This window comes from Pseudomonas sp. Tof1, from assembly GCF_055390395.1.
In genome coordinates this window covers 3722427-3747523 of sequence record NZ_AP024344.1, presented here as the reverse complement: position 1 = coordinate 3747523, position 25097 = coordinate 3722427, and the positions used below count along the sequence as shown (strand labels likewise).

Annotated in this window: 33 protein-coding genes and 2 pseudogenes; 30 read left to right on the top strand and 5 right to left on the bottom strand. The window is 60.0% G+C overall.

Annotated elements, in window-relative coordinates; translation table 11 throughout:
• Positions 1 to 82 precede the first annotated feature (82 nt).
• The 4 genes from ACZ5KU_RS16785 to ACZ5KU_RS16770 all read right to left on the bottom strand — a co-directional run bounded on the left by ACZ5KU_RS16785 (position 83) and on the right by ACZ5KU_RS16770 (position 2950).
• Positions 83 to 928, bottom strand: coding sequence for a hypothetical protein (locus ACZ5KU_RS16785; RefSeq protein ID WP_464735878.1), 846 nt, complete (start codon positions 926 to 928; stop codon positions 83 to 85).
• A 189-nt stretch (positions 929 to 1117) separates the two neighbouring features.
• Positions 1118 to 1864, bottom strand: coding sequence for a hypothetical protein (locus tag ACZ5KU_RS16780; protein ID WP_464735877.1), 747 nt, complete (start codon positions 1862 to 1864; stop codon positions 1118 to 1120).
• Complete coding sequence (locus ACZ5KU_RS16775; protein ID WP_464735876.1) at positions 1848 to 2144, bottom strand: hypothetical protein; 297 nt, start codon at positions 2142 to 2144, stop codon at positions 1848 to 1850. The genes ACZ5KU_RS16780 and ACZ5KU_RS16775 overlap by 17 nt, the downstream gene beginning before the upstream one ends.
• Before the next feature lie 149 nt (positions 2145 to 2293).
• Positions 2294 to 2950, bottom strand: a complete 657-nt coding sequence (locus tag ACZ5KU_RS16770) for a LexA family protein (RefSeq protein WP_464735875.1) — start codon at positions 2948 to 2950, stop codon at positions 2294 to 2296.
• Between the two features lie 87 nt (positions 2951 to 3037).
• On the opposite strand from ACZ5KU_RS16770, the gene ACZ5KU_RS16765 reads away from it, so the two are divergent.
• From ACZ5KU_RS16765 to ACZ5KU_RS16700, 14 genes and pseudogenes are all read left to right on the top strand, one after another.
• Positions 3038 to 3253, top strand: coding sequence for a YdaS family helix-turn-helix protein (locus ACZ5KU_RS16765; protein WP_090207174.1), 216 nt, complete (start codon positions 3038 to 3040; stop codon positions 3251 to 3253).
• A 121-nt stretch (positions 3254 to 3374) separates the two neighbouring features.
• Complete coding sequence (locus tag ACZ5KU_RS16760; protein ID WP_054064845.1) at positions 3375 to 3674, top strand: hypothetical protein; 300 nt, start codon at positions 3375 to 3377, stop codon at positions 3672 to 3674.
• Positions 3675 to 3817: 143 nt separating this feature from the next.
• Positions 3818 to 4612 carry a Rha family transcriptional regulator gene (locus tag ACZ5KU_RS16755; RefSeq protein WP_464735874.1) on the top strand — a complete coding sequence of 265 codons (795 nt, stop codon included), beginning with the start codon at positions 3818 to 3820 and terminating at the stop codon, positions 4610 to 4612.
• Positions 4609 to 5028, top strand: a complete 420-nt coding sequence (locus ACZ5KU_RS16750; RefSeq protein WP_464735873.1) for an HNH endonuclease — start codon at positions 4609 to 4611, stop codon at positions 5026 to 5028. The genes ACZ5KU_RS16755 and ACZ5KU_RS16750 overlap by 4 nt, the downstream gene beginning before the upstream one ends.
• A gap of 42 nt (positions 5029 to 5070) precedes the next feature.
• The gene (locus tag ACZ5KU_RS16745) at positions 5071 to 5991 is read left to right on the top strand and encodes a phage replication protein (protein ID WP_464735872.1); all 921 of its coding nucleotides are present in this window, start codon (positions 5071 to 5073) and stop codon (positions 5989 to 5991) included.
• The gene (locus tag ACZ5KU_RS16740; RefSeq protein ID WP_464735871.1) at positions 5981 to 6772 is read left to right on the top strand and encodes a hypothetical protein; all 792 of its coding nucleotides are present in this window, start codon (positions 5981 to 5983) and stop codon (positions 6770 to 6772) included. The genes ACZ5KU_RS16745 and ACZ5KU_RS16740 overlap by 11 nt, the downstream gene beginning before the upstream one ends.
• Positions 6772 to 7038, top strand: a complete 267-nt coding sequence (locus ACZ5KU_RS16735; protein ID WP_464735870.1) for a hypothetical protein — start codon at positions 6772 to 6774, stop codon at positions 7036 to 7038. The genes ACZ5KU_RS16740 and ACZ5KU_RS16735 overlap by 1 nt, the downstream gene beginning before the upstream one ends.
• Positions 7035 to 7505, top strand: a complete 471-nt coding sequence (locus tag ACZ5KU_RS16730; RefSeq protein WP_054064849.1) for a hypothetical protein — start codon at positions 7035 to 7037, stop codon at positions 7503 to 7505. The genes ACZ5KU_RS16735 and ACZ5KU_RS16730 overlap by 4 nt, the downstream gene beginning before the upstream one ends.
• A complete protein-coding gene (locus ACZ5KU_RS16725) occupies positions 7502 to 8077 on the top strand; it encodes a recombination protein NinG (protein ID WP_464735869.1) in 576 nt (191 codons plus the stop codon). The genes ACZ5KU_RS16730 and ACZ5KU_RS16725 overlap by 4 nt, the downstream gene beginning before the upstream one ends.
• Positions 8074 to 8753 (top strand): annotated as a pseudogene (locus ACZ5KU_RS16720) (hypothetical protein). The gene ACZ5KU_RS16725 and the pseudogene ACZ5KU_RS16720 overlap by 4 nt, the downstream one beginning before the upstream one ends.
• Before the next feature lie 315 nt (positions 8754 to 9068).
• Positions 9069 to 9254, top strand: coding sequence for a Com family DNA-binding transcriptional regulator (locus ACZ5KU_RS16715; protein ID WP_464737417.1), 186 nt, complete (start codon positions 9069 to 9071; stop codon positions 9252 to 9254).
• 8 nt (positions 9255 to 9262) lie between these two features.
• The gene (locus ACZ5KU_RS16710) at positions 9263 to 9601 is read left to right on the top strand and encodes a 3-methyladenine DNA glycosylase (protein ID WP_152973135.1); all 339 of its coding nucleotides are present in this window, start codon (positions 9263 to 9265) and stop codon (positions 9599 to 9601) included.
• A gap of 484 nt (positions 9602 to 10085) precedes the next feature.
• Positions 10086 to 10349: a hypothetical protein gene (locus ACZ5KU_RS16705; protein WP_054064854.1), complete on the top strand. Its 264-nt coding sequence runs from the start codon at positions 10086 to 10088 to the stop codon at positions 10347 to 10349.
• A gap of 55 nt (positions 10350 to 10404) precedes the next feature.
• Positions 10405 to 10635, top strand: a complete 231-nt coding sequence (locus tag ACZ5KU_RS16700; RefSeq protein WP_464735868.1) for an Acb2/Tad1 domain-containing protein — start codon at positions 10405 to 10407, stop codon at positions 10633 to 10635.
• Between the two features lie 17 nt (positions 10636 to 10652).
• Here the strand turns inward: ACZ5KU_RS16700 and ACZ5KU_RS16695 are convergent, their stop codons facing one another.
• On the bottom strand, positions 10653 to 10955 hold the full coding sequence (locus ACZ5KU_RS16695; RefSeq protein WP_464735867.1) for a hypothetical protein: 303 nt from the start codon (positions 10953 to 10955) through the stop codon (positions 10653 to 10655).
• Here ACZ5KU_RS16695 and ACZ5KU_RS16690 point away from each other — a divergent pair.
• The 16 genes and pseudogenes from ACZ5KU_RS16690 (at position 10954) to ACZ5KU_RS16615 (ending at position 25079) form a co-directional block, all read left to right on the top strand.
• On the top strand, positions 10954 to 11562 hold the full coding sequence (locus tag ACZ5KU_RS16690) for a putative metallopeptidase (RefSeq protein WP_464735866.1): 609 nt from the start codon (positions 10954 to 10956) through the stop codon (positions 11560 to 11562). The two genes, ACZ5KU_RS16695 and ACZ5KU_RS16690, sit on opposite strands and share 2 nt — an antisense overlap.
• A gap of 31 nt (positions 11563 to 11593) precedes the next feature.
• Complete coding sequence (locus ACZ5KU_RS16685) at positions 11594 to 12055, top strand: DUF2280 domain-containing protein (protein WP_464735865.1); 462 nt, start codon at positions 11594 to 11596, stop codon at positions 12053 to 12055.
• Positions 12042 to 13343 (top strand): terminase large subunit domain-containing protein, encoded by a 1302-nt coding sequence (locus ACZ5KU_RS16680; RefSeq protein ID WP_464735864.1) that lies wholly within the window; start codon positions 12042 to 12044, stop codon positions 13341 to 13343. Before ACZ5KU_RS16685 ends, ACZ5KU_RS16680 begins: the two co-directional genes overlap by 14 nt.
• Complete coding sequence (locus ACZ5KU_RS16675) at positions 13343 to 14803, top strand: DUF4055 domain-containing protein (RefSeq protein ID WP_464735863.1); 1461 nt, start codon at positions 13343 to 13345, stop codon at positions 14801 to 14803. The genes ACZ5KU_RS16680 and ACZ5KU_RS16675 overlap by 1 nt, the downstream gene beginning before the upstream one ends.
• Positions 14778 to 15866: a minor capsid protein gene (locus ACZ5KU_RS16670; RefSeq protein ID WP_464735862.1), complete on the top strand. Its 1089-nt coding sequence runs from the start codon at positions 14778 to 14780 to the stop codon at positions 15864 to 15866. The genes ACZ5KU_RS16675 and ACZ5KU_RS16670 overlap by 26 nt, the downstream gene beginning before the upstream one ends.
• Positions 15867 to 15904: 38 nt before the next feature.
• Positions 15905 to 16612 (top strand): hypothetical protein, encoded by a 708-nt coding sequence (locus ACZ5KU_RS16665; protein ID WP_464735861.1) that lies wholly within the window; start codon positions 15905 to 15907, stop codon positions 16610 to 16612.
• Positions 16613 to 16623: 11 nt separating this feature from the next.
• Complete coding sequence (locus tag ACZ5KU_RS16660; protein ID WP_464735860.1) at positions 16624 to 17592, top strand: major capsid protein; 969 nt, start codon at positions 16624 to 16626, stop codon at positions 17590 to 17592.
• Positions 17593 to 17640: 48 nt separating this feature from the next.
• Positions 17641 to 18231: a hypothetical protein gene (locus tag ACZ5KU_RS16655; protein WP_464735859.1), complete on the top strand. Its 591-nt coding sequence runs from the start codon at positions 17641 to 17643 to the stop codon at positions 18229 to 18231.
• Positions 18232 to 18290: 59 nt separating this feature from the next.
• Positions 18291 to 18794 carry a DnaT-like ssDNA-binding protein gene (locus tag ACZ5KU_RS16650; protein ID WP_464735858.1) on the top strand — a complete coding sequence of 168 codons (504 nt, stop codon included), beginning with the start codon at positions 18291 to 18293 and terminating at the stop codon, positions 18792 to 18794.
• Between the two features lie 377 nt (positions 18795 to 19171).
• Complete coding sequence (locus tag ACZ5KU_RS16645) at positions 19172 to 19543, top strand: hypothetical protein (protein ID WP_464735857.1); 372 nt, start codon at positions 19172 to 19174, stop codon at positions 19541 to 19543.
• The gene (locus ACZ5KU_RS16640) at positions 19540 to 20196 is read left to right on the top strand and encodes a hypothetical protein (RefSeq protein WP_464735856.1); all 657 of its coding nucleotides are present in this window, start codon (positions 19540 to 19542) and stop codon (positions 20194 to 20196) included. Before ACZ5KU_RS16645 ends, ACZ5KU_RS16640 begins: the two co-directional genes overlap by 4 nt.
• A pseudogene (locus ACZ5KU_RS16635) lies at positions 20193 to 20620 on the top strand (phage tail terminator-like protein). Before ACZ5KU_RS16640 ends, ACZ5KU_RS16635 begins: the two are co-directional and overlap by 4 nt.
• 39 nt (positions 20621 to 20659) lie before the next feature.
• Positions 20660 to 21313 carry a phage tail protein gene (locus ACZ5KU_RS16630; protein WP_464735855.1) on the top strand — a complete coding sequence of 218 codons (654 nt, stop codon included), beginning with the start codon at positions 20660 to 20662 and terminating at the stop codon, positions 21311 to 21313.
• A 9-nt stretch (positions 21314 to 21322) separates the two neighbouring features.
• Positions 21323 to 21703 (top strand): phage tail assembly chaperone, encoded by a 381-nt coding sequence (locus tag ACZ5KU_RS16625; RefSeq protein WP_464735854.1) that lies wholly within the window; start codon positions 21323 to 21325, stop codon positions 21701 to 21703.
• Positions 21700 to 22017, top strand: a complete 318-nt coding sequence (locus tag ACZ5KU_RS16620; protein WP_464737416.1) for a DUF1799 domain-containing protein — start codon at positions 21700 to 21702, stop codon at positions 22015 to 22017. The genes ACZ5KU_RS16625 and ACZ5KU_RS16620 overlap by 4 nt, the downstream gene beginning before the upstream one ends.
• A 2-nt stretch (positions 22018 to 22019) precedes the next feature.
• Positions 22020 to 25079, top strand: coding sequence for a phage tail tape measure protein (locus ACZ5KU_RS16615; protein WP_464735853.1), 3060 nt, complete (start codon positions 22020 to 22022; stop codon positions 25077 to 25079).
• The last annotated feature ends 18 nt before the right edge of the window (positions 25080 to 25097 follow it).

Here is a 25097-nt window from a genome sequence, read left to right as displayed (position 1 = left end):
ATATTTCTGCTTCACCTCTTTCCCTGGGCGTTAAAAAGCCCGCTCTTGGCGGGCTCTTGATCTCGACTGGGGGAAGACCTGGCTATTTCGGTGTGGGACTGGAAGGTTGCTGCGCCCAGCGGGTTGCAGTCCAGTAATTGAACCTGCCAAGCTCGGGGTCTTTGGAATACTCAGATGCGCGCTTCAGGCCGATCTGCATCAGGTCATCGCGCACTTGCATGACCGTCCATGAGATATCAGGATTGACATTGCTCTGGTAGAAGCAACCTTTGCCTCCCGCGATCTCGGCCCATGCCGAGTATTCTGAACGACCATAGTGATCTAATGCTCGATCAAAGTCTGACGTAAGCATGCAGCCGAACGCTGCCGAGTCGAGCTTTATCTGTTCATCTGCTACAGGCCTGTAAGCTTCAGATTTTGGCGTTCTGCTCGCCGCGGTATCAGCCGGAAGAACCCGGAACAGGACTCCACCAACGATAACAGCGACCAAACCAAAGCATAATGACAAAAAGCCAAAGCCAGGATTTCTCGCCGAGTCTTGCGCTTGAGCTTGAGTTCCGTTTGTTAGCTCTTCTGGGGCCGACTCAAGCTGGCGAGGCTCGCGTGATTCCTGACGGACCTCAATATCCGCACCGCAATGCTTGCACTTGATCGCTGCATTCTTGATGGTTTCGGCGCACAAAGGGCAGGGGCGCGTGTCTGTCTCCACCTGGGTGGGAGTAGGGGAGCGTTTACCACCCAGTAGAACCATCAACAGGCCAGCGAGCGTTATCATTCCGCCAACAATGGTGTGGATCTGTCGGTCCGCCATCAGACCCAGGTTGCTCACTCGGCCGCCGGTACCGGATGCTACAGAAACATCCATGTTCAACGCGAATGCCACCCACAGCGCTCCCACGATCAGCGCAAGCGTTCCCAGCCCTTTCATTGGATCCCTCCCATAGTAGAGCTGGCACTCTACCATTTATGGCTATTCGTCACTATTCCACGGGCCAGGGATGATGACGGGCGCCTGGCCGGCCGGCGCATCCAGGGTGAGGCCGAGGTGCTGCCCGTGAGCTGCCGAGGAGAGGCTGGTAGGCCAGAAACAAGAAGCCCGGCGCTGGGCCGGGCTTCTTCATTTGGTTGAGGAAGGCGGCGTCGGTGGCGCAGGTGGTGTTGGTGCCGCTTCTGCCTTGCCTGCCTGGAAGGCAGAAAGGGTGGTAGATATGGCGCTGAGGGTGTTCGCCTGTGTTGCGAAATACGCCCCAACCAAAATTGCAGCTACAGCCAGGAGCTGAACTCCTACTGCCGCCCAGTAATTGGATTTCACCGTCGCTGCCTGCTTGGCTGCTTCCTCGGCGCCTTCAGCCGCCTTGGTGGCCCGCTCAGCCAGGTCCTCAAACCGTTTGTCACGTTCAGCTTGCGCCTTATCGCGCTCAACTTGTACGGCGGCTTGCGTAGCAAGAAATGCGTCGATTTTAGATGACACAGATTCGACTCTTGCGTCCATCCTGGCTTCGATGGCCTCAAGCTTCGCGTTAAACTCTTCCCGCGTAATCTCATTCATGACTCTAGTTTCGCTTTGACTTGGCTGTTTGTCATCCGATCTTTCGAAATTTCTTGGTCGAACGCTCACACCACCGTACACATGATCATTTGCGACATCGTCAAAGTTATAAGCCAGCAGTGGGGCGCTGAATCTCCTTGAGTCATGATAGAGGTGGAAGCTTGGCTCGAAAGAAAAGCTTCCTCTCCTTCCGTGCATGGCAATGCTGATCCAGTCTATCTCTGAAGTGTTGAAATCTGCCTGAGGCATCTCGTCCAGCAGTGATCTTGCATCCGCTGTCTGTAAAGAAAGGCCTAAATCAGAGTGGCTCAGCATCATCATCTCCTGTCAAGGCCTGCTGTACCGCCGCATCATGCATTGCCATCATTCGCACAAAGTGACAATTTTTGCAGACCATTGTCAGGACCGGTATCCCCGCTGGAAAAAGGTTTCCGTCCGGCCTCCCCCATGGAATTGAGCTAAGTGCAATCGTCCCAGATGTAGGGATCGACCAATCCTCGCATTCGCAAAATGGGCATTTTTCGGTTTTTGTTTTCTCAGCTATGAAGCGTTCAAGCTTTTTGAGATTCACGCGGAATGAAGGGGTAGAGTTCATACAGTTCATCCATAAAATTCTTCATAAACCCTTTGCTCTGCGGCGCCGGGAGGAGGATTGTGCAATCCATCTTGCCCTGGCCTGCGACGACCAAACCCCAGAAACTCTGCTCTTTCATGAGATCGACGGATTCCCGGTGGAAGACGGCATCAGTAAAATTTCTGCAACGCCTGCACCACCACACCCACGATCCGGCAGTTCTCGTTGAAAGGCTGAATCGGGTACCCAGGGTTCAGCGGCTTCAGGAACCACTGCCCGCCGTCACTCACCAGCTTCTTGAATGTCGCCTCGTTGCTGTCTGGTAGCTTGGCCACCACCAGCTTGCCGGGAAGAGCCTCGGCTTCGGTGTCCACCAGAATCAGCGTGCCTTCGGTGATGCTCTGGCCGGCAGGCGCCGTCATCGAGTCGCCTTTCACCTTCAGCCAGAACGCTGGGCCCTTGGAGTCGTATTCGGAATACTCGTAGGTGTCGGAAGTGCCGGCCGGGTAGGGCTCGACCGCCTCGGCCCAGGAGCCGGCGGCAACCCAGCTGATTACAGGGTACCGGAACGACCTGGTGGGCTGGGCAGCCATGGCGACATTGGCCTCCTCTCTGGGGGAGGCGAGCATAGAGCCGACGCCATCAGACAGCCACATGGCGTCGACGCCACATACCTCTGCGATTTTTACCAGGTGCGAGGTGGCCTTCGATTTTCCGCGCTCAAGGTCGGAAATCGAGGTCTGGGTGATCCCGGCCTTCTGAGCAAGCTCGGTCTGATTGAGATTGGCATGCCTGCGGGCAGCTTTTAAGCGGTCTTTGAATTCCATTTTGGGAGTATTACGGGCGCTCCCATATCCTTGCAAATCGGTATTCCCATAACCTACCATATGGGTATTCCCGTATGGAGGGGCAGCATGAACACTATTTACAAGGACCTCGTTGCCTTCTTCGGCACGCAAGAGGCCACGGCAGAAAAACTGAGCGTCGATCAAAGCACCGTTTCCGGCTGGGTCCGTGAAAAGCACGGCATGTCTCCATTGGTTGCCAAGCGAGCGGAAAAGATGACTGCCGGCGCTTTCAAGAAGGAGGCGCTTTGCCCGTCGTTCCCCTGGGAGGAGCTTGCGGCGTAAGAGCCAGATCCATCCGCTATTCCATGTGGTCAGTATCGACCTTCCTGGCCTGTGCAGTAAGAAACCTGAAGTCGCTGGAGTTTTATCCAGTGCCAGTGAATGAGAAGAGAGAGACAAGAGCATGGCCATAGCCGAGCTGAAGATCCGATTCGACGCGCAGCCCGGCTTGGATGAGCTGGACGCCCTAATTGCCACCCTTGAACAGGTTTTCGCCGACGCTCCGCACCTTCGCTTGAAGGTCAGCGATCTGCTTTTCACCGGCAGCGATCACCGCTTCAAACCCGGCCTTGTCGACTTGGTCACGACGCCCGCAGGAGGGGCATTCGGTCCATCGATCATTCAGCTTCACATCACCGACCGTTTCCGAAAAGTGGTGGCTGCAGCCGTCGCAGATGAGCTTGAGCTCTTGAGTATCGATTAAAGACATGTCCGGCCTCCGATGGCCCTCTGGTGTGGAAATCGGAAGCTACCACGGATGCGCTGGACACCTACAAGCCTTGAATTTCAGGCACAAAAAAGCCACCGGCGAGGGTGGCTCATTTGCAAAACTAGAGAGTCACCATTATGCATAACCCAATCGCACCATTCAACACTTTCGCAGAGCCCGCGCCACGAAACGGCACATCCCAAAACGTGGCGCGCACGATGTCATCGGTGGAGATCGCCGAACTGACTGGGAAGCTTCACAAGAACGTGCTGGCCGACATCCGCTCAATGCTGGCGGACCTAGAAATCAACTCGGCTGATTTTTCAGCCCAGTACCAAGATGGCACCGGACGCAAATTGCCGTGCTTCCATCTTGACCGGGAAATGACCGACACACTGCTCACCGGCTATAGCGCCAAGATGCGCCTGGCGGTCGTGCGTCGCTGGCGGGAACTGGAAGCCCAGGTTGCCCAGCCGCGGGAGCTCTCCCGCATGGACCTGATCCAACTGGCCTTCGAGGCCGAGCAGGCTCGCCTGCAACTGACCGTCCAAGTGCAGGCCCAGGCAACGAAGATCGAACGCCTGGAGAACCTGTTCAAGGAGGGCATGACCCACGTGCAGTTCTGCAAGGGATTGAACGGGGTCAACGTGATGCAGGTCGGCCACTTCCTTGAGGCTCGCAACTGGCTCTACAACGAAAGCCGCTCCGGCCTGCGCTTCCGGGTCGCCTCGTACGCCCGCGACAAGTACATGACTGAGCACCAGGTCGAGGTCGCCCCGCACGGCAAAGAGCCATTTATATCCTTCACGCCGGTCCTGCTGCGCAAGGGCGCCGTACGCCTGTACGAGCTGTACCTGACTGGCGAGCTGCCCATGAAGAAGAACTGGGATGGCCTGTTCACCCACGACAAGGCTGTGCGGGGTGCGGCATGAGCATGATCCCCACCGTGTCCTGCCCGGTGTGCGGCGACTCCAGCCAGCAGGCCCGTAACGCCATGTACTGCTATTCGCTCGAGGTGCCTGGTGCTTCCGTGTGCGGAGAGTGCGCAGAACGCATTGCGAACGCATTCAATAAGCGGCACGGCGGAGCGTGGCTTACCTGGCCGAACGAGCCAGCTCCCAAGCCCAAAAAGGCAGTTATCGGCCAGTCCCTCAGGACTCAAGTGTTCGAGCGCGACCTGTATCGCTGCTTGCGCTGTGGTGATCACCGGAATCTGCGTGCAGACCATGTGTATCCAGAGAGCCTGGGTGGTGAGGCAGTTCTAGAAAACCTCCAGACCCTCTGCGCCAGTTGCAATAGCTGGAAAGGGGTGAAGGCCATCGATTTCCGCAAACCGGCGGGAGCCTGACATGCAGTACACCGTCACGATCAACCAGGTGAAGGCGCTTGAGTGGGGCTGAACTCTCAGCAGGCCCTACTGTTCGCCTTTGTCTACGAATGCCCGAGTTGGGCCAATCCAGTCAAGACCGACACCGGGATTTACTTCGCGCTGAGCAAGGCCAAGATCGTCGAGGAGCTGCCGCTGCTCACCGATAAACCGGACACGGCATATCGCCTGCTGAAGGCTCTGCGTGATGCCGGCCTGATCGAGCTTGCCAGCACTTCCAACATCACGCTGGTCCGTCTGACCGGCAAGGCCAAGGAGTGGAATCGCAAGATGGATGGGGCGGAAAAATATCCGACCTCTGATGCAGTCGAGGGTCGGAAAAAAATCCGATCCACATCGGAAAAATCTCCGAGCAAGGTCGGAAAAAAATCCGAGCCAGGGTCGGAAAAATCTCCGACAAATCAGGATACCAGTAATCAGGGTACCAATCAGGATACCAGTATCAGTACTGCGCCCCAGGCTGCTGCCAAGGTCGCCGGGCAGGTTGTCCCGTTCACTCCCCAGCAACCGCGGTGCGCTATCCCCGAGGACATGCCGGGCCCGAAAGACCCCGAGTGCAAGACCTACAAGACCTGGGCGAACTACGCCATGGCCTACCGCAAGCGTTACCACGGCGCGTGGCCGGTCTGGAACTCCAAGGTGGCAGGCCAGGTTGGTCAACTGATCGCTCGCCTGGGCGGTGATGTCGCTCACCACGTCGCGGCGTACTTCCTGACCATCAACGATGCCCGGGTCGTCACGAACATGCACAGCATCGGCGACCTGCTGGCCAAGGCCGAGGCCTACCACACCCAGTGGCTGACCAACCGCCAGATGACCGGTACCGCGGCCCGCCAGATCGAGCAGACCCAAACCAACATCAGCGCCGCCGAGCGGGCCCTGGAAGCGCTTCGAGCCAAGAGGGTCGCCGCCAATGCTGAATGACGTGCAGCAAGACCAATTGCTCCTGTCCCTGTACGCCACTGCTGAGACGATGGGGCAGCAGCTCACAGAGCCAGCGGCGCTGCTGATGGTAGAGGACCTGTGCCAGTACACCGAGCAGGCGCTTGTCGCCGCGCTGCGAGCCTGCCGGATCGAGGGCGGGCGGCTCACTACAGCATTGATCCTGAAGCACGCCCAGGCGGCCGATGGACGCCCGGGAAAGGACGAAGCCTGGGCGATCGCAATGACCACTCACGACGAATTCGAAACGGTGGTGCTGACCGATGAGATCCAGCTGGCTTTGGCTGCGGCGAAGCCCGTGCTCGATGCCGGCGACAAGGTCGGCGCCCGGATGGCGTTCATCGGTGCCTACGAGCGGTTCGTTACCCAGGCCAGGGCAGATGCCAAGCCGGTGAGCTGGCACGTGTCTGTGGGGTTCGACGCCACCCGCCGGGTTCAAGCCATCACCCGTGCCGTGCAGATGCAACGGATCCCGCAGGAGCACGGGCAGAAGTACCTGGCAGACCTGAACATTGCGCCCGTCACTGAAGATGGCCGGGCCATCGCCGGCCTGCTGACTGGGACTGTCACCCGGCCCGCGGCGAATCTCCGGGAGAAGCTGGCAAAGGTGAAGGCGTCGATGCAGGAAATGCGTCAGGCAAGCGCCGAGAAGAAACTCGAAATGCAGATCGCTGCGGCCAACGACCTGGCCGACCGCCGGGCGATGTTGATCAAGCAGGCCCAGGGCCTGGAAAAGAAGCGCAGCGCCCAGGAGGCTCATTGATGGAAACCAACAAGATGCGCGAGCAGTTCGAGGTCTGGCACCAGAGCCAAGTGATCGCACTGGTGCGTGCCGGCGCTGTAGAAGGCGCTCGAAACTTAGAGCTTTTCAAGGGTGCGTGCCTGGAAATATGGATGGCATCCCGTCAGGCCGTGCTGGTGGAGCTGCCTGAGGTGCTGGAGATCGGCGGCCCGCTCGGTATTCGCTATTTCACTGAGCGCGAGGTTCACGGCGCAATCGCGGCCCAGGGCCTGAAGGTGGCGCAATGACCGACAAGATCAGCGTCAACTGTCAGGCCAAGCTCTCCGAGGCCATCACACGGCTCAGCACCATGTTTCGCGACAAGAAGTTCGTCGTTGTGTCGCTGCGCCCCGGCAAGGACCGCACCCTGGACCAGAATGCCCTGTGGTTCGCCTTCTACAAGCGCATTGCAGAGATGACCCAGATCGGCGACGCCTCGGACGCCCGCAAGTACTGCAAACTGCACCACGGCGTACAGATCCTGCTGAACGAAGACCAGGACTTCCAGGCTTCTTGGTACCGCGTCATGCGGCACCTGTCCTACGAGGAAAAGCTGGACCTGATGGGAGATTGCAGGCTGTTTGGCCCGGACGGCATGCCGGTCACCAGCCTTTTCAATCGCGCCCAGGGCATTGCCTACACCGACCGCATCATTGCTGACTTCACCAAGCAAGGCGTGTTCTTCGGCGACCTGATCGGCGAGGCGGCGGCATGATCGAAAGGAAGCGACGCGCCAAGAAATGCGAGAACCCAGCCTGCGGGGTTTCGTTCGTGCCGCAGCGTCTCGGACAGAAGGTCTGCAACTACACCTGCGGCCTGGCGATCAAGGACGTGAACCAGGACAAGGCGCGCAAATCCCTGGCCCAGGTTGAGCGGAAGGAAATCAAAGTCCGCAAGGAGAGACTGAAGTCCCGGGCCGACTACGTGCGCGAGGCTCAGGTGGTGTTCAACCAGTGGGTGCGCCTGCGCGACGCCGCTCTTCCGTGCATCAGTTGTGGCCGGTACCACGCCGGCAAGTATGACGCCGGCCACTACCGCACTGTCGGCGGTAATCCTGAGCTGCGGTTCGAGCCGCTGAACTGCCACAAGCAGTGCGTGCCCTGCAATCAGCACAAGTCGGGCGACATCGTGAACTACCGAATCAACCTGGTGCAGCGAATCGGCTCCGACCGCGTGGAGTGGCTGGAAGGGCCGCACAGCGCCCAGCACTACACCATCGACGAATTGAAAGCCATCAAGGCCGAGTACAAAGCAAAAATCAAGGAACTGGAGGGGGAGGCAGCATGAACTACCACAACGTGATATCGGCGGTCGTGCGCGCCCTGGCGGCCGAGACGATCACCAGCGCCGGCGGGTGCGATTTCGAGCCGAAGGTGCAGGCCGCGAAGCTCAAGGGGGAAATCTCGGGAAGGACGCCGCGCTGTTGGCCGACTGCATCGTGCACCGGCTGCTGCACGCACAGTTGAGCCCGCGCCACTGGAATGCCCTGGTCGCGAAGTACAGCACGCACCGCGGCAGAAAGATCGACTCCATCGGTCGACTGGTGTCTGCCGTGAAGAGCCCGGCGCCGCTTCGATTCACCCAGCAGGCCGTCCTGACCTGGGCTGTACCGCAGCAGTCGAAGGGCATTCAGCGCAAGGCAGTCCATGTCAAGGCGCCCGAGCACCGGGTGAGCGAGGAAGCGGGGCAGTGGGACTGGCGCAACGCAGCAGCCGACGCCAATGCGGCAAGGGCCAACAAACACTCCCAGGCGGTGGCCGAGGCGAAGCCCGGGGAAATGATCGTCTTGGTTGAATCGAACTACGACATGACAAACTGGGATTCGCAGGGCCTGACCGAGCGCACCTACCAACGCTGGAACAAGGCGATTAAGGATGACCTGGAGTCGATAGTCGATGAGGCCCTGGTAGAGGCGCAGCACATGCTTGAGGCCGTTGGCGTGCTCACTGATGAGGCTGCATGAAAAAAATCGCAAAAGTGCTTGCGCTGCCATGTCGCCATGTCGCATTATTTGTCCATCCTGTCATTCCTGCGCGTGTTGAGGAGTGACGAAGAAAACCCGGTCGCCGAGCCGGGTTTTTTATTGCCCGCAAAAACACAAAAGCCCCGACATCGATCGGGGCTTTCTTTTGGCGCGGGAAAAATGAGGGCGACTCCGGAGGGTGCTGACACACCCCAGGGAGACGCCAGGTCGCAGAGTAGACCTGCAAGCCAGCCAAGGCCCTCACTGCTCGCGCGAGCGGGACGGAGCCTAGCAGAAAACCAAATGGACTTGCAGATGTTAAAAGAATGCAGATGCGGAAAATGCAACAGACTTCTCGCCCGAGTGGGTGAGTTTACCGAGCTCCAGATCAAGTGTTCCCGATGCGGAACGTTGAATCATGAGAAGGCCACGAGCCTCGAGCGATCGCCTTTGAGCGACATGAAAGCGGAATCCTCCGCGAAACCTCATTCGACTCAATAGGTGAAAATATGACTGTACGTACACTGGGTAAACGCTTCAGAAATCCCCTGATCAATGGCAATGCAACCTTCATTGCGCCTCTGATCACCCCTCAGGAAAACGTGAACGGGATCATCCTCCGTTCCATTGTCGTCCAGAGCGGCACCGTTACCATCGGCCCCGGAGTTCCTGGTAACGGTACCGATCGATTCGATCGCAGCCACATGCGTATTCCAAACGGGATTACGCTCTATAACGACGTTATGGTTCCGGCTGGCATGGGCGTGTACCTGAACACGACTGCCAACTTCAACATTTCCGTGGAAATGTCTTGGGACGTACTCAACGCTGATGGAACAGTTGCGTAACTCGCACTTGGTCTTGGCAATGACCAAGGTCCGGCTCTTGAGCTGGTCCATGTAACAAGCTGGGCTCTGCAACTGCAGGGCTTTTCATTTTCGGCCCCTTGCCGCACCTATCGCCATGAATGGGTGCCCTTGGGGTCGCCCTATTTCTATGGAGAGACCAATGGCAGAACCAACGAGCACTGCCGCCAGCGTGGTGCTGGTCAAATACGGCGTGGTCATGGCTGCTTTCATCGGCTCGATCCTATCTCTTGGGTTTCTTAAAGACTTGACCCGTGGACAGGCGGTGACCGCTGTAGCCACCGGCCTCGGGTTTTCGGTTTACCTGACGCAACCAGTCACTTCCTGGCTGGCTCCCAAGCTTGACCTTGCGGTAACCGATGATTTGCTGTGCGGCGTGGCTTTCGTGCTCGGCCTCACAGCGATGAACATCATCCCGGCAATCAAGTCTGCGATGGGGCGTTCGTTGCGACGCGAGGTGCCTAATATGAACAGTATCCTTGTGTCAGCGATGACCGCGCTGGACGCCTTTCTGTGCGTCCTCGTAGTTGTCGCTGCCTGTGAGTATCTGCGCAAGGTTCGCCCGGCCGATGAGCCGTTGCTCTGCATCGCATTCTACCTGGTAGCCATCGGCGCTTTCGGCGCGTTCATCACAGCTATCCAAGGTCACTGGGTCAACCCCTTCGGGGTGATGCTTCATGCCGGGGTGGTCCTCTACGCCTGGGCTCGCCGCGGTTATGCCTTCAAGTAGTCGCGCCACGTTTTTCAATGCGCCAAATCGTGGCGCGCAATCACGAGTAGTCACCATGGACAACCAGCACAAGAAGATCACCGGCTACCGCGACCTGAACCAGTCCGAGATCGACGGCATGAACTCGATCAAAGCCCTGGAGGCTGACGCCGGCGAGCTTTTCAAGCAGATCGGCCAGATTGAAGGTGTGGACCCGCGGCTGCTGGCTCTGGCCAAAACCAACTTGCAGCAGGGCTTCATGTGGTTTGTGCGCTCGATCGCTAAGCCGGTCGACTCATTTGCCTGACGTCCCGTATTTGGAGGTTAGATGGGTTCGTTCAGTTCGATATACCGGCTGACAATCTCGCTTGGGTCGCTTGTTGGTTCGCCCACGTTAATACCGGTGTCGCAGTCGACCAGTCGATAAACCCAGGCCGTCTCAATTGGTACTGGGGAGCCGCGGGAATCTTCTTTGGATGCTACAAAGATGTTGCGAACAATTTTGAAGCGAGGCCTTGTGGCTGCCGAGCCTTTCGTACTCATGGTTGCACCTATGGATTTGGCATTGTCTGTGAGGTGCATCAAAACCCAATAATCCAGCGATTTCAATGTCAGGAAGGGCATCATGAATAAGCCCATCCCACCTAGAGACCTCCTTGACACAGCCCTACTAACACTGCGTCCTGCCTCCGAGGTATGGGAGTGGATACAGCGGGAGATATTGGCCGACACCGGCAGCATCCATAACGAGGATCATGCTCACCTGCTAAATGCCGACATACAGGTGCTGTGGGCATCGTCCTGTTTCGAGAAGCAGGGCCGAACTGTCCTGGGCCAAGCTGAGCAAGTGGCGTTCCGCGCCGGTGGTTGGCAGAAGGCCCGGATGGAGCAGCAGATGCGTGAATGGTTCGGCGAGGTGCCGGCCTTCATCATCACCCTGGCTGCCGACTACTGCGCCCAGTGCTCCGACGCAGAGTTCTGCGCCCTTGTAGAGCACGAGCTTTATCACCTGGCTCACGCGACCGACAAGTACGGTCAGCCAGCATTCACCCAGGACGGCGCCCCGAAGATCAAGCTTCGCGGTCACGACGTCGAAGAGTTCCTCGGTGTGGTTCGTCGCTACGGTGCGAGCAACGACGTGCAGCAGCTCATCAATGCTGCAAGCCGGCCGCCAGAGGTGGCCAAAATCAACATATCGAGGGCCTGCGGAACCTGTCTGCTCAAGTTGGCCTGATCTGAGACAGGCATGAGACGGAACCCAATCTATGGCAGCCCTGAAAAGCGATGTGAAAGCCTTCATCGTTCAGGCTTTGGCGTGCTTTGACACGCCCACTCAAGTATCACAAGCCGTAAAGCAAGAATTTGGTATCGATGTGACCCGCCAGCAGGTGGAGCAGCACGACCCAACCAAGCGCGCAGGTGTGAACCTGGCGGCCAAGTGGCGAACCCTGTTCGATGACACTCGCAAGCGCTTCCGCGAGGAGACGGCAGACATACCGATCGCCAACCGCGCGTTCCGCTTGAGAGCCATGAGCCGCTTCGTGGAAAAGGCCGAGGGCATGAAGAACATCGCCCTGGCGCTGCAGATCCTCGAGCAGGCCGCCAAGGAGTGCGGCGACATCTACGTCAACCGGCAACCGAAGGTAGAAGAATCCCCCGACAACCTGGTGCCAAATCGCGTTCAGGTCGATGTGATCGATGCGAGGAAGCCAGATGCCGAGCCTTAACCGACCGCAGGCAGAGTTCCTGACCTTGCCGCACAAGTTTCGCGGTTTCGTTGCTGGGTTCGGCAGTGGCAAGACCTGGGTGGGTTGTGCGGCACTGTGTAAGCACGTCTGGGAGTGGCCCAGGGTCAACGCTGGCTACTTTGCTCCAACCTATCCGCAGATCCGGGACATCTTCTTCCCGACTATCGAGGAGGTTGCGTTCGACTGGGGGCTGAAGGTCAAGACGAAGGAGAGCGACAAGGAGGTCGAGTTCTACAGCGGTCGCCAGTACCGCAGCACAATCATCTGCCGTTCGATGGAGAAGCCGCAGACCATCGTCGGCTTCAAGATTGGTCACGCCCTAGTCGACGAGCTGGACGTACTGGCCGCGACCAAGGCGCAGCAGGCCTGGCGCAAGATCATCGCCAGGATGCGCTACAACATCCCCGGGCTGAAGAACGGCGTTGATGTGACAACCACCCCGGAGGGGTTCAAGTTCGTCTACACGCAGTTCGTGAAGCAGCTACGCGACAAGCCAGCACTGAATGACCTGTATGGGCTCGTGCAGGCCAGCACCTTCGACAACGAGCTGAACCTGCCAGATGACTACATCGCATCGCTGATGGAGTCCTACCCGCCGCAGTTGATCCAGGCGTACCTGCGCGGCCAGTTCGTCAACCTGACCTCCGGCACGATCTACACGGCCTATGACCGCAAGCTGAACGGATGTTTCGACACCGTGCAGCCGGGTGAGCCGCTGTTCATCGGTATGGACTTCAACGTGGGTCGCATGGCGGCGATCACCCACGTTAAGCGTGACCAGGGAATGCCCAGGGCGGTAGATGAGCTCATCGATGGCTACGACACGCCGGACATGATCAGGCGCATCAAAGAGCGCTACTGGCAGCACGACGGGAATGACTTCAAGAAGACCTGCGAGATACGGATTTACCCGGATGCTTCAGGCGATTCGCGAAAATCCGTCAATGCCAGCGTCACCGATCTGGCCATGCTTCGGCAGGCCGGCTTCCAAGTGATCGCTCCAGCATCAAACCCGCCGGTGAAAGACCGGATCAACGCTATGAACGCAGCGTTCTGCAACGCACAAGGCGAGCGACGCTACCTTGTGAACCCATTCACCTGTCCTACCTATGCCGACGGCCTGGAGCAGCAGGTGTGGGCCCCGAACGGGGAGCCTGACAAGACAGCAGGTATCGATCACGCGAACGATGCCGGCGGCTACTTCATTCATCGCGAGTACCCGATTATCAAGCCGGTCACCGCAATCAAGATGGGATATGCACGGTAATGGCAGACGTCACATACACCCGCCCGGAGTACGACGCGGCACAGGCCCGCTGGAGGCTGGTGCGCGATGTGTGCAAGGGCTCCGAAACAGTCAAGGCCCGCGGCGACGTGTACCTGCCTCGACCGAACGAGCACGACACAAGCAAAGAGAACCGCGAGCGGTACAAGGCCTACTTGCAGCGTGCGGTGTTCTACAACGCAACCGGGCGAACCAAGCACAGCCTGGTGGGGGCGGTGTTCAGGACCTGGCCAACGCTCACTGTGCCCGGTGCGCTCGACTACGTGGCAACGGACGTCGACGGCCAGGGCGTGAGCATCTACCAGCAGTCGCAGTCGGCTATCGGGCATCTGCTCGAGGTTGGTCGGCATGGCCTGCTGGTGGACTATGCTGCGGTGCCAGGTGGCTCGGTGAGCAAGGCGGACGAACTATCGGGGCGCGCCCGGGCAAGCATATCGAGCTACCCGGCTGAGTCGATCAGGAACTGGAAGACCCGCAAGGTCGGTGCCCAGCACTTGCTCAGTCTGGTGGTGCTGCAGGAAGTCGTGGATGTCGATACGGCTGATGGCTTCGGCAGCGAGAAGGTCGTCCAGTATCGCGTGCTGCGCCTGGATGACGCCGGCGTGTATACCCAGGAAGTCTGGGAGGAGAGCGCAAGCCGGACGGCCCAGGTCATCCCGCCATTCACGCCTCTGAATGGCCTTGGCCAGCCATGGAAAATCATCCCCTTCCACTTCCTCGGCAGTGAGAACAACGATACCAGCATCGACGAAGCCCCGCTGTACGACATGGCCGTGCTGAACATCGGGCATTACTGCAACAGTGCGGATTACGAGGATTCGGTCTGGTTCTCTGGTCAGCCTCAGTTCTGGATTTCTGGTCTCGACGAGGCCTGGCGCGATCACCTGGAGTCGAACGGTATCTATGTTGGCTCCAGGGCGCCGCTGACGCTCCCTGCGAACGGGTCTTGTGGGTTCGCCCAGCCGGAACCGAACACGCTGGTGAAGGAGGCCATGGACGCCAAGAAGCAGGACATGGTGTCGCTCGGTGCTCGGCTCATCGAGCGCGGTAGCGCGGTGAAGACCGCCACCCAGGCCGACAACGACAGCGCTGCCGAACACAGCGTCCTGTCCCTGGTGGTGAGCAACGTCAGCGAGGCCTACAGTCAGTGCCTGGCCTGGATGGCTGAGTTCGTGAATGCCACCGGTGAGACTGTCTACAAGCTCAATCAGGACTTCAGCCAGATAACGCTCGACGCCACCATCCTGGCAGCGTTGTTCAATGCAGTGCAGGGCGGCAAGTTGCCGGAGGGCGACTTCTGGCAGTACCTGCGCGATCGCGGCGTGATCAACCCCGAGAAGACGGACGACGAAATCCGCGACGAGCTCGAAGCGCAAGGCGCCGGGCCCGCGCTTGATGACGCAGAGGTGAACCTGAATGGCGGCAAACCAAGCAATCCTTGATGCCACCATCCGGCACGCCGTGTTCTTGGAGCAGTTGAAGTCCGGGGAGGTTGCGAAGTTCGCCCCGTTCCTGAAGGAGATCGACCGTTCGATCCGCGAGCGACTGGCTGGCGCGGACCTCACCGACTACACGGTGGCCCGCCTGGGACGACTGCTCAGTGAAGTCGACAGCCTGCTGCTGGGGATTTTTGATCGGTACAGCGATCGGCTGAACCTCGACCTGGTGGATATAGCCAATTACGAGGCCGAGTTCGAGGCGACCAGCCTGAGCCGGGCTGCGCCGGTCGGCGTCACCTTCGATGCTGCCGTGCCAGGCGCTGCAGCCATCCGGGCGGCGATCCTCACAAACCCCTTGAGCGTGCGCGGTGCGGACGGCGGCAAGCTGCTCAAGCCATTCATTGATGGCTTCACGGCTACAGAGCGGCAGCGCCTGGTTGGTGCGATCCGGCAGGGCTTCTTCGAAGGCCAGACCAGCTTCCAGATCATCAAGAATATTCGGGGCACCAAGGCGCTCCAGTACAACGACGGCATCCTGGCCACAACCAACCGTAATGCCAGCGCCATTGTCCGCACTGCGGTGCAGCATGTGGCCACTCAGGCGCGTATGGAGACGCTGAAGGCCAACTCCGACGTGGTGCCGGCGGTGGAGTGGGTTAGCACCCTCGATTCAAAGACCACAGCGCAGTGCCGGACCCTCGACAAACGCCGATTCAGGCTCGATGAAGGGCCTCGGCCACCGATCCACATCAACTGCAGGTCGACGGTGGTGGCGGTCACCCGGTTCAGCGCCCTTTTCGCCGAGGGTGCTACCCGGGCATCCATAGGTGACGATGGCGCGCAGCAGGTGAGGGCCGACCTCAGCTATTACGACTGGCTAATGCAGCAGTCGGCGGTGTTTCAGGACAAGGCCCTTGGCCCGGTCCGCGCAAAGCTTTTCAGGCAGGGCGGCTTGAGCGTCGAGCGCTTCGCCGAGCTGCAGCTTGATCGAAATTTCTTACCCCTGACCCTCGAGCAGATGCGCTCCCTGGAGCCATTGGCATTCGCGAGGGCGGGCATCCAATAGCAGGCAGGGCCTGCACCGACGTCTCTGGGAGACAACCAATGCTGAAATTCCAACTGGATACCCTGGAAGGGGTAGATGAGGCTGTGCGCGCGCTTTATGTCGAGAAGGACGGAAAGTTCGTCCTGGGCATTGAAGGCCTGCCGCAACAGGAAGACGTGTCTGGCCTGAAGGCCAAGGTTCAGGAGCTGCTGGACGAGAAGAAGGCCGCCGAGAAGGCGCGGAGGGAAGCCGAGGAGGCCGCCCGCCTGGAGCGTGAAGAAGCCGCTCGCAAATCCGGCAACGTCGAGGAGCTCGAACGTTCCTGGTCTGAAAAATACAACCGCCGTGAGGCTGAGCTGAACGGCATGCTGGAACAGGAGCGTGGAACGCTGAATGGACAGATCCGGGATCTGACCGTCGGCCGCACCGCTACTGACATTGCGTCCGCCCTGGCAGTCCAGGGCAGCGCCAAGGCCCTGTTGCCGCATATCGAGCGCCGTCTGAGCGTTGAGCAGCGCGACGGGAAGCCTGTGGTGGTCGTCCTCGACCAGCAGGGCAAGCTTTCGGCGGCCACGCTCGAAGAGCTGAAGGCAGAAATCGCGAATGACGCGGCGTTTGCGCCGTTGATCGCGGGTAGCAAAGCATCGGGCGGCGGGGCCGGCGGTGCAGGTGGTGGGGGCGGGGCCCCGAAAGGAAAAATCGGCGGTACCAAGGAGGAACGACAGGCAGCAATCGCGAGCCGGTTCCCAGATCTCCCTCAATCGTAAGGAAATAACCCATGTCCCTGTCGCAAATGCAGGTCTTCAACCAGTACATCATGCCAGCCACGCTGGAGACGCTGGATCAGATGCTCGTGGCGTTCAACGAAGCCAGCCGCGGTGCAATCGTGCTGTCCCCGGACGGCTTCACGGGCGACTTCTTGCAGGAGTCGTTCTTCCAAACCCTGGCGGCCGCTCAGCGCCGAGTGGACCGCTATGCCGCCAACGGCACCGCTCCGGTCACTGACCTGACCGAGCTGAAAAACACCTCCGTTAAGGTCGCCGGCGGCTTCGGGCCTATCCGTTACGAGCCATCCCAGATGACTTGGCTGGAACGACCAACCGCTCAGGGCGTCGAGGTGGCGTCCCGCGCCTTCGCCGAAATCCTGCTGAAGGACCAACTCAACACTGCAATCGCTGCCCTGGTTGCCGCGATCACCGCCCAGGCCGCCGCCGTCAACGACGTGTCGGCCACCGCAGGCATCACCTATGCCGGGCTGAACAACGCTCACGCCAAGTTCGGTGATGCCAGCCAGAACCTGGTAACCCAGGTCATGCAGGGCCTTACCTACCACAAGCTGGTGGGGCAGAACCTGGCGAACCAGCAGCAACTGTTCCAGGCCGGCAACGTGCGAGTGATCGACATCCTCGGCAAGGTGTCGGTGGTTACCGACGCTCCGGCGCTGATGCAGACCGGCACGCCGAACAAGGAAATCGTCCTGTCCCTGGTGCAGGGCGCGGCGCTGGTTCACGACGGTCGCGACATCATCACGAACGTCCAGACCTCGAACGGCAAGGAACGCATCGAGACCACCATCCAGACCGACTACACCTTCGGCCTGGGCCTCAAGGGCTACACCTGGGACCAAACCAACGGCGGCAAGTCTCCAACCGACGCCGAACTGGCCACCGGCACCAACTGGGACAAAACCGCCACCAGCATCAAGCACACCGCCGGTGTCGCTCTGATCGGTGACGCCTCCAAGTAACCCTGAAAGCTGAGCCGGGCCTCGGCCCGGTTTGGCGAGGAACAGATCATGAGTAACGGCAAAATCTGGTATCTGCCTGGTCCCTTCCACCAGTATCAGGAAGACGTGAAGGCGCTTGCCAAGGCGCACGGACTGCGCATCATCGATGCAAACGCTACCGTCAATCGTGTGGGCGCCGCGACTGACGTGCCTGAGGTGACTATCAGGGAGCTGACGGAGGCAGTCGTGCTGGTGGGCGGCGATGTTCCTGGCTCGATCATTGACGCTCTGCGCGCCGAGCTTGAATCGATCAGCGTTATCGTCGAGCTGTTCGCGGGCCAGGAGCTCGCGCGGCCTGATGGTGAGCTCGGGCCGATCGCCGAGCGGCTGCTTCAGGTGCTGGACGCGTCCAACGCCGACGTGCAGAGCCTGATCAACGAGCGCGATGGCGAGATCGCGAAAGTGGTCCGCCTCACCGAGGAGGTCACTGGCCTGCAGGCGCAGATTGCCGATCTCCAGGCCGCCGCAGCCAAGGCCGCTAGCAGTGACCCTGTAATTGAGGGTCTGAAGGCCAAGCTCACCGCTGCCGGCGTAACCTTCCGGGCCAACGCCTCGCAAGAGTCCCTGGAAAAGCTCGTCGCCGATCTACCCAAGGAGTGATAATGACGGCTTCCGGAACCCGGCGGCCGCCATTCCCAACGAATTCAGCGAGTTGAAGCATGACACTCATCATCGAGGACGGTACCGGCAAGCCTGATGCCGAGAGCTATGCAAGCGCCGAGGACCTGGCCATGTACGCCGTGAAGTTCGGCGTGGTCATCCCAGGCGAGCCGGTGGCCATGGAGGCTCTGCTGCGCCGGGCCGCTCTGGCGATGGACGGCATGAAGTGGAAAGGACGTAAGGCCAGCAGCGAGCAGGCCCTGGCCTGGCCGCGGCGGGGCGTAGAGCTCGATCACGAGCTCAAGCCCGACAACTACCTGCCGGCCAGGATCCAGTACGGCCAGATGGCCCTGGCGGCTGAGATTCATCAGGACGATATCGATCCGGTGGAGAAGCGCAAGGGCGCAGTGACACTGGAACGGGTCGAGGGCGCGGTCACCCGCCAGTATGCGGCGATCCCCTCCACCAGCAACCGGCTGTTGCCTGCAGCACCTGACCGGCCTAGCGCCACGCAGTTTGCCGACTACCTGCAGAAGCGCGGGCTATTTGTTGTCAGGGCTTAGCTAGGATTCTGGATAAAGCTTTCTGTAAGAAGGTAAGTCTTTGTGGAGATTTTTAATTTGCTCATAGATCTAATTTCCCTCGCTCTTATCCTGATAGGTATCACGGAGTGGCTTTGTTTGTGGCTAGTACTGCTTTTTAAAGTATCAGTGCGTATCCAGATTTTGCGTCAGGGCTGGTTTCGCATAATCGTATTGTGTGGTCTTCCTGTAATTGCGCTGCTTCACATGGTCATGTCGTACAAGCTTTATGACGATACGCACAGTAATTGGTTGGTGGTCCTGTCTGCCGTTACAGTTCCCGCGCTCGGCCTTTTTTGCATACGTGCGTTCCCCTTAAGTAGAAAAAACCTTACCGAATAGAATCTGCTGGAGAAGTCATGGCTATCTTTTACGACGAAATGGCCGTGATGGCTCTGGAGATGATCACAGAGTTCGGCCAGCCTGTGACTATCAGCCGGGTCGAGCCCGGCGAGTATGACCCGGTTACCGGCGGCGAGACGCCAGGTACCACGCTCGAACAGACCGCCCAAGGCATCCTTCTCGACTACACCGGCCTGGAGCTGCAGAACAACAGCCTGATCAAGCAGGGCGACAAGAAACTCAAGGTCGCCGCGCAGGGCCTGGCCTGGATCCCGGGCCTACTCGACAAGGTCGTAGTCCAGGGCAGCACCTGGTCGATCATTCCCCCGCTCAAGGAAATCAACCCAGCCGGCACGCCGATCCTGTATGAACTGCAGGTGCGGTCGTGAGCCGCGCAGGTGCCGGACAGTCGGGCAGTTTCGCGCTGAGCCTGGCCGAGTTTGCAGCCCAAGCCGAAGCGGCCATCGACGCAAGCCTGCGTGAAATCATCATTGAGATCGGCAGCAGCGTTATCCGCATGTCCCCAGTGGGCAACCCAGAGATATGGGCGGCGAACGTCGCTCACCGTCAGGCAAATACCCGGGCAGCCGATGACTACGACTTCAAAGTCGCAGTGCGCAACACGCTCATCAACCTCAACGAATCGAACTTCACCAAGTCCGGGAAGCTGCGGCGCGGGATCAAATACGCCAAGCCCCTGACGAAGGCAGAGCGCGAGCAGAACTTCAATGTAAATGGTTTGGTCGCCGGAAAGGACTATGTCGGCGGTCGCTTCCGTGGGAACTGGCAGTTCTCTGTCGGCGCACCGGCAGACGGTGTACTGGACAACGTCGACCCTTCTGGACGAATGACAATTGCGCTGCTGAGGGGACAGGTCGAGTCACTGACAGCAGGGCAGATCGCCTACATCGTGAACAATCTCCCTTATGCCATTCCGCTGGAGTATGGGCATTCGACCCAGGCCCCTGGCGGCATGGTTCGTATCACTGTTGCCCGCTTTCAGCAGATCGTTGAAGAAGCCATCAGGAACAACCAGGTATGAGCCACGCAAGAGCACGCCAAGCCATCGAGATCAAGCTGGCGGCCTGGGCTGCTGCACGCCCGATCCGAGTTGCCTATCCGAATGTCGCCTTCACGCCCAACCAGGGCGAGACCTACCTCAAGCCGTTTCTACTTCCAGGGGGCACTGCATGCCGTTATCTGGGGGGGAGGCCTACGAGTACACCGGCGTTTACCAGGTCAGCATCGTATGCCCGGTGGCCCAGCCGCTGGCCCAGGCTGAGAGCTTGATCGACGAGCTGAGCGCCCTGTTTCCCTGCGACACGGTCCTCAGCCGCAACGGCTTCGAAGGCATTACCACTTCCCCTGTTGAGCAGGGCCCGACAATCACCGAATCCGCGACCTACACGGTCCCGGCCAGCTTCGCCTACCTGGGTGAAGCAGACCAACAGCCCGCTGGGGCATAACCAACCGCCGCCCGGCGGGCAACTACGAGGAAACACACCATGGCTGCACGCATCCCGCTGCCGAACGGCTCTGTGCTGGAAATCGCCAGCGTAATGGGCACCGCTGTCCCATTCACCGCCCTGACCAATGCCAAGCCGCCGGTGGCCAGCGCGGTAGGCCACAGCATCGAGGCGGATGACATCCTGCTGGTCAACTCCGGCTGGGCGCTGATCAACGACCGCGCGGCGAAGGCTTCCGGTGTTGTCGCTGATGCCTTTGCCCTGGCCGGCCTGGACACCACCAATACCGATCGCTTCACCGCCGGCGCAGGCGCTGGCTCGGTCATCCCGGTATCTGGTTGGACGCAAATCTCCAAGGTCACCGCGTTCGCTGTATCCGGCGGCGAGCAGCAGTTCCTGACCGTCGGCTATCTGGAGAACGACGACGACCTGCAGTTCCCGACCAACCGGAACCCGATCAGCGTGTCCGTGACGGTCGAGGATCAGCCATCGGCTGCCTATGTTTCGGTGGTGGAGGGCTACGACGACGCCAAGGAACTGGCAGTCATGCGCCTGAAGCTGCCCGGCGGCGGCCAGATCCTGATGCCCGGCTATGTGAGTATCACCAGCACCCCGACCATGGAGCGGAACAACCTGATGACCCGCACCATCAGCGTCGGCCTGTCCGGTCGCCCGACTCGCTACACCGCGTAAGGAGCCCTCATGGCAAAGATCAAGATCGCGCAAAATCCGACGTTCGCAGCCGAGGTTCAGATCCCGCGTATCGGCGGTGACCCAGTGCCGGTGGAGTTCAAGTTCCGCTACCTGAATCGCACCGAACTGGCGAAGCTCTATGACTCCTGGCAGAAAGATATTCAGGAGTCGAGCCAGGAGCTTGGCGAGGATGCATCCCTGGAGCAGGTGATCGAGTCGCAGATCAAGCAGCAGGTACGCCAGATCAAGGACATCGTTGTCGGCTGGGCGTTTGACGATAAATTCACCGACGAAGCGATCGCTGAACTGGTGAAAACCTGCACTGGCGCCCCTCAGGCGGTGATCGACGCTTACCAGGCAGCCTACAGGCAGGCCCGCCTGGGAAACTGATCGCGGCGGCCAGGGCTTGCTACGAGCGGGCTCCGTCCGCCGAGCAACTGGCAACTCTTGGGCTCACCCTTGCCGACATTGGCGACGTTGAGGTGGAAGTCTGGCCGGATGCATGGCCAGCCTTCCGCCTGTTCGAGGCAATGGGCACCCAGTGGCGCATTGGGCAAGGAGGCCCATCCGGCCTGGACTACACCGCAATACCTGCCACCGCCTTGATGCTTGGCATCAAGCGCAGTGAGCTCCCCGATATTTTTCCCGATATCCGCATCATGGAAATCGAGGCCCTGGCCGTCATGGCCGAATCACTGGAGTAGCCATGAGCACCATTGCCGAACTCGGGATCCGGGTCGACTCGCAGGAGGCTGCCGGCGCCGCAGAAGACCTCAACCGCCTGACGCAGGCGGGCACCCGGGCCGAGCAGTCGGCCGCGAGCCTGATGGGGGAAATGCAGGCTCTGGAGAAATCGCTTGCAAGTGGCGCGAAGTCCACCCAGGACCTGGCTCAACAGCGCGAATCGCTGGCGAAGCTGACCCAGACCGGCGCCTACAGCGAGGCCGAATTCGCCAAGATCACGGGGCAGTTGGACAAGCAGCAGGCGGCCCTGGCGAAGTCCACCCAGGACGAGCAGAAGGCGCTGAACAGCCTGCTCGGCGCTATCGACCCGTCCAGGGCAGCCCTGGCCAAGCTCGACTCTCAGGTCGAGCAGCTCGGTAAGCACCTGGATGCCGGGCGCATCAGCCAGGACCAGTACAACACCGCCCTGAAGAAGATCGACGGCAAGTACGCTGAGTTCGAGAAAACAGGGTCTGCCGTTGCCGGCCTGGGCCTGAACACCAAGGCCGCCCGCGAGAACGTGCTTCAGCTCGGGAATGCCCTGGCCGAGGGAAACCTCCGCGTAGCCGCTCACAACTTCCTTGAGATCGGTGCGAATGCCGGCGCCTCGGCGGTGAAGATCGCCGCGATTGCTGCGCCGATTGGGATTGCGGTGGCGGCACTGGGGTCCCTGGCGTACGGCTACGTCCAGGGCAAGGCCGAGGCTACCAAGTTCAACAAGGAGTTGATCCTGTCTGGCAGCTACGCCGGATTGAGTGCCGGCCAGCTAGGCGATATGGCCAAGCAGGTAGGGGCGGTAGTTGGGACAACTGGCCAGGCGGCAGCCGTGCTGGCCCAGCTTGCTGGCGAAGGGAAGATTGCCGGCGATAGCTTTGCCCTGGTTGCCCAGGCTGCCGTGGGCATGCAGGAAGCGACCGGTACCGCCGTAGGCGAGACGATCGCCGAGTTCAAGAAGATCGCCGACGACCCCGTGAAGGCTTCAGCAGCCCTCAACGAGCAGTATCACTACCTCACCGCCTCGGTCTACTCGCAGATTGAAGCCCTGGAGAGGCAGGGCGACCACGCCGGCGCGGTGAAGCTGGCAACCGAGGCATACGCCGATGCGATCAACGAGCGCACGCCGAAGATCCTGGAAAACCTGAGCTTTTGGGAGAAGGGGTATCTCCAGGTTGCCCGGGCGGCGGATAGCCTGAAGAACATCGGGCGCCCCGATATCAGCGCGGATATCGAGCAGGCTGAGCGCAACTTGGCCCGGGCAGAGAGTGGTCAGGTAGGCCTCTTTCAGAACAAGGCGGTGATGGTTGATTACTACCAGAGTCAGCTGAAAATCCTGAAGGAAAAGAAAGCCACAATAGAGGAGACCGCCAAGCGGGAGGGAGACCAGGCTAAGGCCCAGGCTGCATCAATCGACGCAATGTCGAAGGTCGACGCGCTGGCCAAGTCCTCATGGACCAACGAGCAGAAGCGCACCGAGGCGGTGAAGGAGTACAAGCGCTGGCTCGACGACATTCGCAAGACTGATCCGAACGATGCGCGCCTGAAGCAGAGCGTCATCGACAAGAACATTGCGAACATCAACGACAAGTTCAAGGACCCGAAGACTGCTTCAGCCCAGGTTGACCTAACTGCGTTCAACGACTCGAAGAACAACCTGGCCGGCATCGTCAATGAGTACAAGAACGCTCAGAAGCAGCTTGATGCAGCCCAAAAGGCCGGGCTCATCTCCCAGGCCGAATACGCGCTGAAACGTGAGGCGCTGATCGGCAACGAGCGGGACGAAGTCACTGCAGCCTACGAGGCCGAGATTGCCGCCCTGGAAGCCGCCAAGGGCAAGAAGAGTACTACTGCAGCACAGAGCATTCAGCTCGACCAGAAGATCGCTGACGCTCGAGCTGCGATGCTCAAGGCCCAGAAGGATGCCGACAGCGAGCAGCAAGTGCTGGCCACGAAAGAGAAGGGCCGGCTAGACAAGCAGACCCTGGCGGTGGAGAGCTACACCGCTGCACTACAAGCGCAGGTCGATACCCTGCGCCAGCAGGGCCTGCGCGCCGCCGGTGGTCTCGGCCTCGGTGATCGGCAGCGGGCCCTGCAGGAGCAGCAGAACGCCATTGATGACCGGATCAACCAGCAGAAGCTGGACCTGGCCAACCAGTACGGCGACGGCTCCCGCGGCATGAGCATCGAGGAGTACACGCAGAAGCTGCAGGCGCTGGAAGCGACCCAGCAGAAGCTGCATGACACTACGGTCGCCAACTACGACGACATGACCGCTGCCCAGGGCGACTGGCGGGCTGGGGCGACCTCGGCCTGGCAGAACTACCTGGAAAGTGCCCGGGATGTTGCTGGGCAGACGAAGAGCCTTTTCACGAACGCCTTTTCCTCGATGGAGGATGCGATCGTGAATTTCGCTATGACCGGGAAGGCTTCCTTCGGGGACTTCGCGAAATCGGTGATTGCCGACATGGTGCGTATCGAGGCCAGGAAGGCGGCGTCGTCTGGGCTGAGTGCTCTGTTCGGCTTTGCCTCTACGGCGCTTGGCTCGTATTTCGGGGGTGGCGCCAATGGACTAGCCGCCGGCTCGGCAGGGGCAACATCGTCGAGCCTTGGCGCGTCGGCTGCTGGCTATTCCTCGGCCTACTTCCAGGCAAACGGCGGCGCTTGGTCCAACGGCGTGCAGTTGTTCGCCGACGGCGGTGCGTTCACAAACAGCATCGTCAGCAAGCCCACGGCCTTCGGTATGGCAAACGGAAAGCTTGGGGTTATGGGCGAGGCCGGGGACGAGGCAATTATGCCGCTCACACGTACCGCCGGCGGCGCTCTTGGCGTGCGCACTGTTGGTGGAGGGGGCGCATCCAGCAGTAACCAGGTGATCATCCAGCAGAACTTCTCTGTGCCAGACGGCCAGGGAAGCCCCAGTGATGCAGATAGCCAGGCTCTTGCTCAGGCCTATGCCAAGTCAGCCAAGCAGGGTGCCCAGGAACAGATTGCCAAGGATCTCCGGCCAGGTGGCCAGATATACATGGCCATCAGAGGGCGTAGGTAATTTATTGCACCCGCTTCG

Coding starts and splice junctions, on each gene's coding strand:
- ACZ5KU_RS16725 (WP_464735869.1), top strand. CDS start 7,502: ATGATCGAAAGGAAGCGACGCGCCAAGAAATGCGAGAACCCAGCCTGC.
- ACZ5KU_RS16660 (WP_464735860.1), top strand. CDS start 16,624: ATGTCCCTGTCGCAAATGCAGGTCTTCAACCAGTACATCATGCCAGCC.
- ACZ5KU_RS16680 (WP_464735864.1), top strand. CDS start 12,042: ATGCCGAGCCTTAACCGACCGCAGGCAGAGTTCCTGACCTTGCCGCAC.
- ACZ5KU_RS16710 (WP_152973135.1), top strand. CDS start 9,263: ATGACTGTACGTACACTGGGTAAACGCTTCAGAAATCCCCTGATCAAT.
- ACZ5KU_RS16785 (WP_464735878.1), bottom strand. CDS start 928: ATGAAAGGGCTGGGAACGCTTGCGCTGATCGTGGGAGCGCTGTGGGTG.
- ACZ5KU_RS16760 (WP_054064845.1), top strand. CDS start 3,375: ATGGCCATAGCCGAGCTGAAGATCCGATTCGACGCGCAGCCCGGCTTG.
- ACZ5KU_RS16750 (WP_464735873.1), top strand. CDS start 4,609: ATGAGCATGATCCCCACCGTGTCCTGCCCGGTGTGCGGCGACTCCAGC.
- ACZ5KU_RS16625 (WP_464735854.1), top strand. CDS start 21,323: ATGGCAAAGATCAAGATCGCGCAAAATCCGACGTTCGCAGCCGAGGTT.
- ACZ5KU_RS16690 (WP_464735866.1), top strand. CDS start 10,954: ATGAATAAGCCCATCCCACCTAGAGACCTCCTTGACACAGCCCTACTA.
- ACZ5KU_RS16740 (WP_464735871.1), top strand. CDS start 5,981: ATGCTGAATGACGTGCAGCAAGACCAATTGCTCCTGTCCCTGTACGCC.
- ACZ5KU_RS16770 (WP_464735875.1), bottom strand. CDS start 2,950: ATGGAATTCAAAGACCGCTTAAAAGCTGCCCGCAGGCATGCCAATCTC.
- ACZ5KU_RS16630 (WP_464735855.1), top strand. CDS start 20,660: ATGGCTGCACGCATCCCGCTGCCGAACGGCTCTGTGCTGGAAATCGCC.
- ACZ5KU_RS16730 (WP_054064849.1), top strand. CDS start 7,035: ATGACCGACAAGATCAGCGTCAACTGTCAGGCCAAGCTCTCCGAGGCC.
- ACZ5KU_RS16705 (WP_054064854.1), top strand. CDS start 10,086: ATGAACAGTATCCTTGTGTCAGCGATGACCGCGCTGGACGCCTTTCTG.
- ACZ5KU_RS16735 (WP_464735870.1), top strand. CDS start 6,772: ATGGAAACCAACAAGATGCGCGAGCAGTTCGAGGTCTGGCACCAGAGC.
- ACZ5KU_RS16670 (WP_464735862.1), top strand. CDS start 14,778: ATGGCGGCAAACCAAGCAATCCTTGATGCCACCATCCGGCACGCCGTG.
- ACZ5KU_RS16715 (WP_464737417.1), top strand. CDS start 9,069: ATGTTAAAAGAATGCAGATGCGGAAAATGCAACAGACTTCTCGCCCGA.
- ACZ5KU_RS16700 (WP_464735868.1), top strand. CDS start 10,405: ATGGACAACCAGCACAAGAAGATCACCGGCTACCGCGACCTGAACCAG.
- ACZ5KU_RS16695 (WP_464735867.1), bottom strand. CDS start 10,955: ATGATGCCCTTCCTGACATTGAAATCGCTGGATTATTGGGTTTTGATG.
- ACZ5KU_RS16645 (WP_464735857.1), top strand. CDS start 19,172: ATGGCTATCTTTTACGACGAAATGGCCGTGATGGCTCTGGAGATGATC.
- ACZ5KU_RS16765 (WP_090207174.1), top strand. CDS start 3,038: ATGAACACTATTTACAAGGACCTCGTTGCCTTCTTCGGCACGCAAGAG.
- ACZ5KU_RS16775 (WP_464735876.1), bottom strand. CDS start 2,144: ATGAACTCTACCCCTTCATTCCGCGTGAATCTCAAAAAGCTTGAACGC.
- ACZ5KU_RS16665 (WP_464735861.1), top strand. CDS start 15,905: ATGCTGAAATTCCAACTGGATACCCTGGAAGGGGTAGATGAGGCTGTG.
- ACZ5KU_RS16655 (WP_464735859.1), top strand. CDS start 17,641: ATGAGTAACGGCAAAATCTGGTATCTGCCTGGTCCCTTCCACCAGTAT.
- ACZ5KU_RS16675 (WP_464735863.1), top strand. CDS start 13,343: ATGGCAGACGTCACATACACCCGCCCGGAGTACGACGCGGCACAGGCC.
- ACZ5KU_RS16685 (WP_464735865.1), top strand. CDS start 11,594: ATGGCAGCCCTGAAAAGCGATGTGAAAGCCTTCATCGTTCAGGCTTTG.
- ACZ5KU_RS16755 (WP_464735874.1), top strand. CDS start 3,818: ATGCATAACCCAATCGCACCATTCAACACTTTCGCAGAGCCCGCGCCA.
- ACZ5KU_RS16615 (WP_464735853.1), top strand. CDS start 22,020: ATGAGCACCATTGCCGAACTCGGGATCCGGGTCGACTCGCAGGAGGCT.
- ACZ5KU_RS16650 (WP_464735858.1), top strand. CDS start 18,291: ATGACACTCATCATCGAGGACGGTACCGGCAAGCCTGATGCCGAGAGC.
- ACZ5KU_RS16780 (WP_464735877.1), bottom strand. CDS start 1,864: ATGCTGAGCCACTCTGATTTAGGCCTTTCTTTACAGACAGCGGATGCA.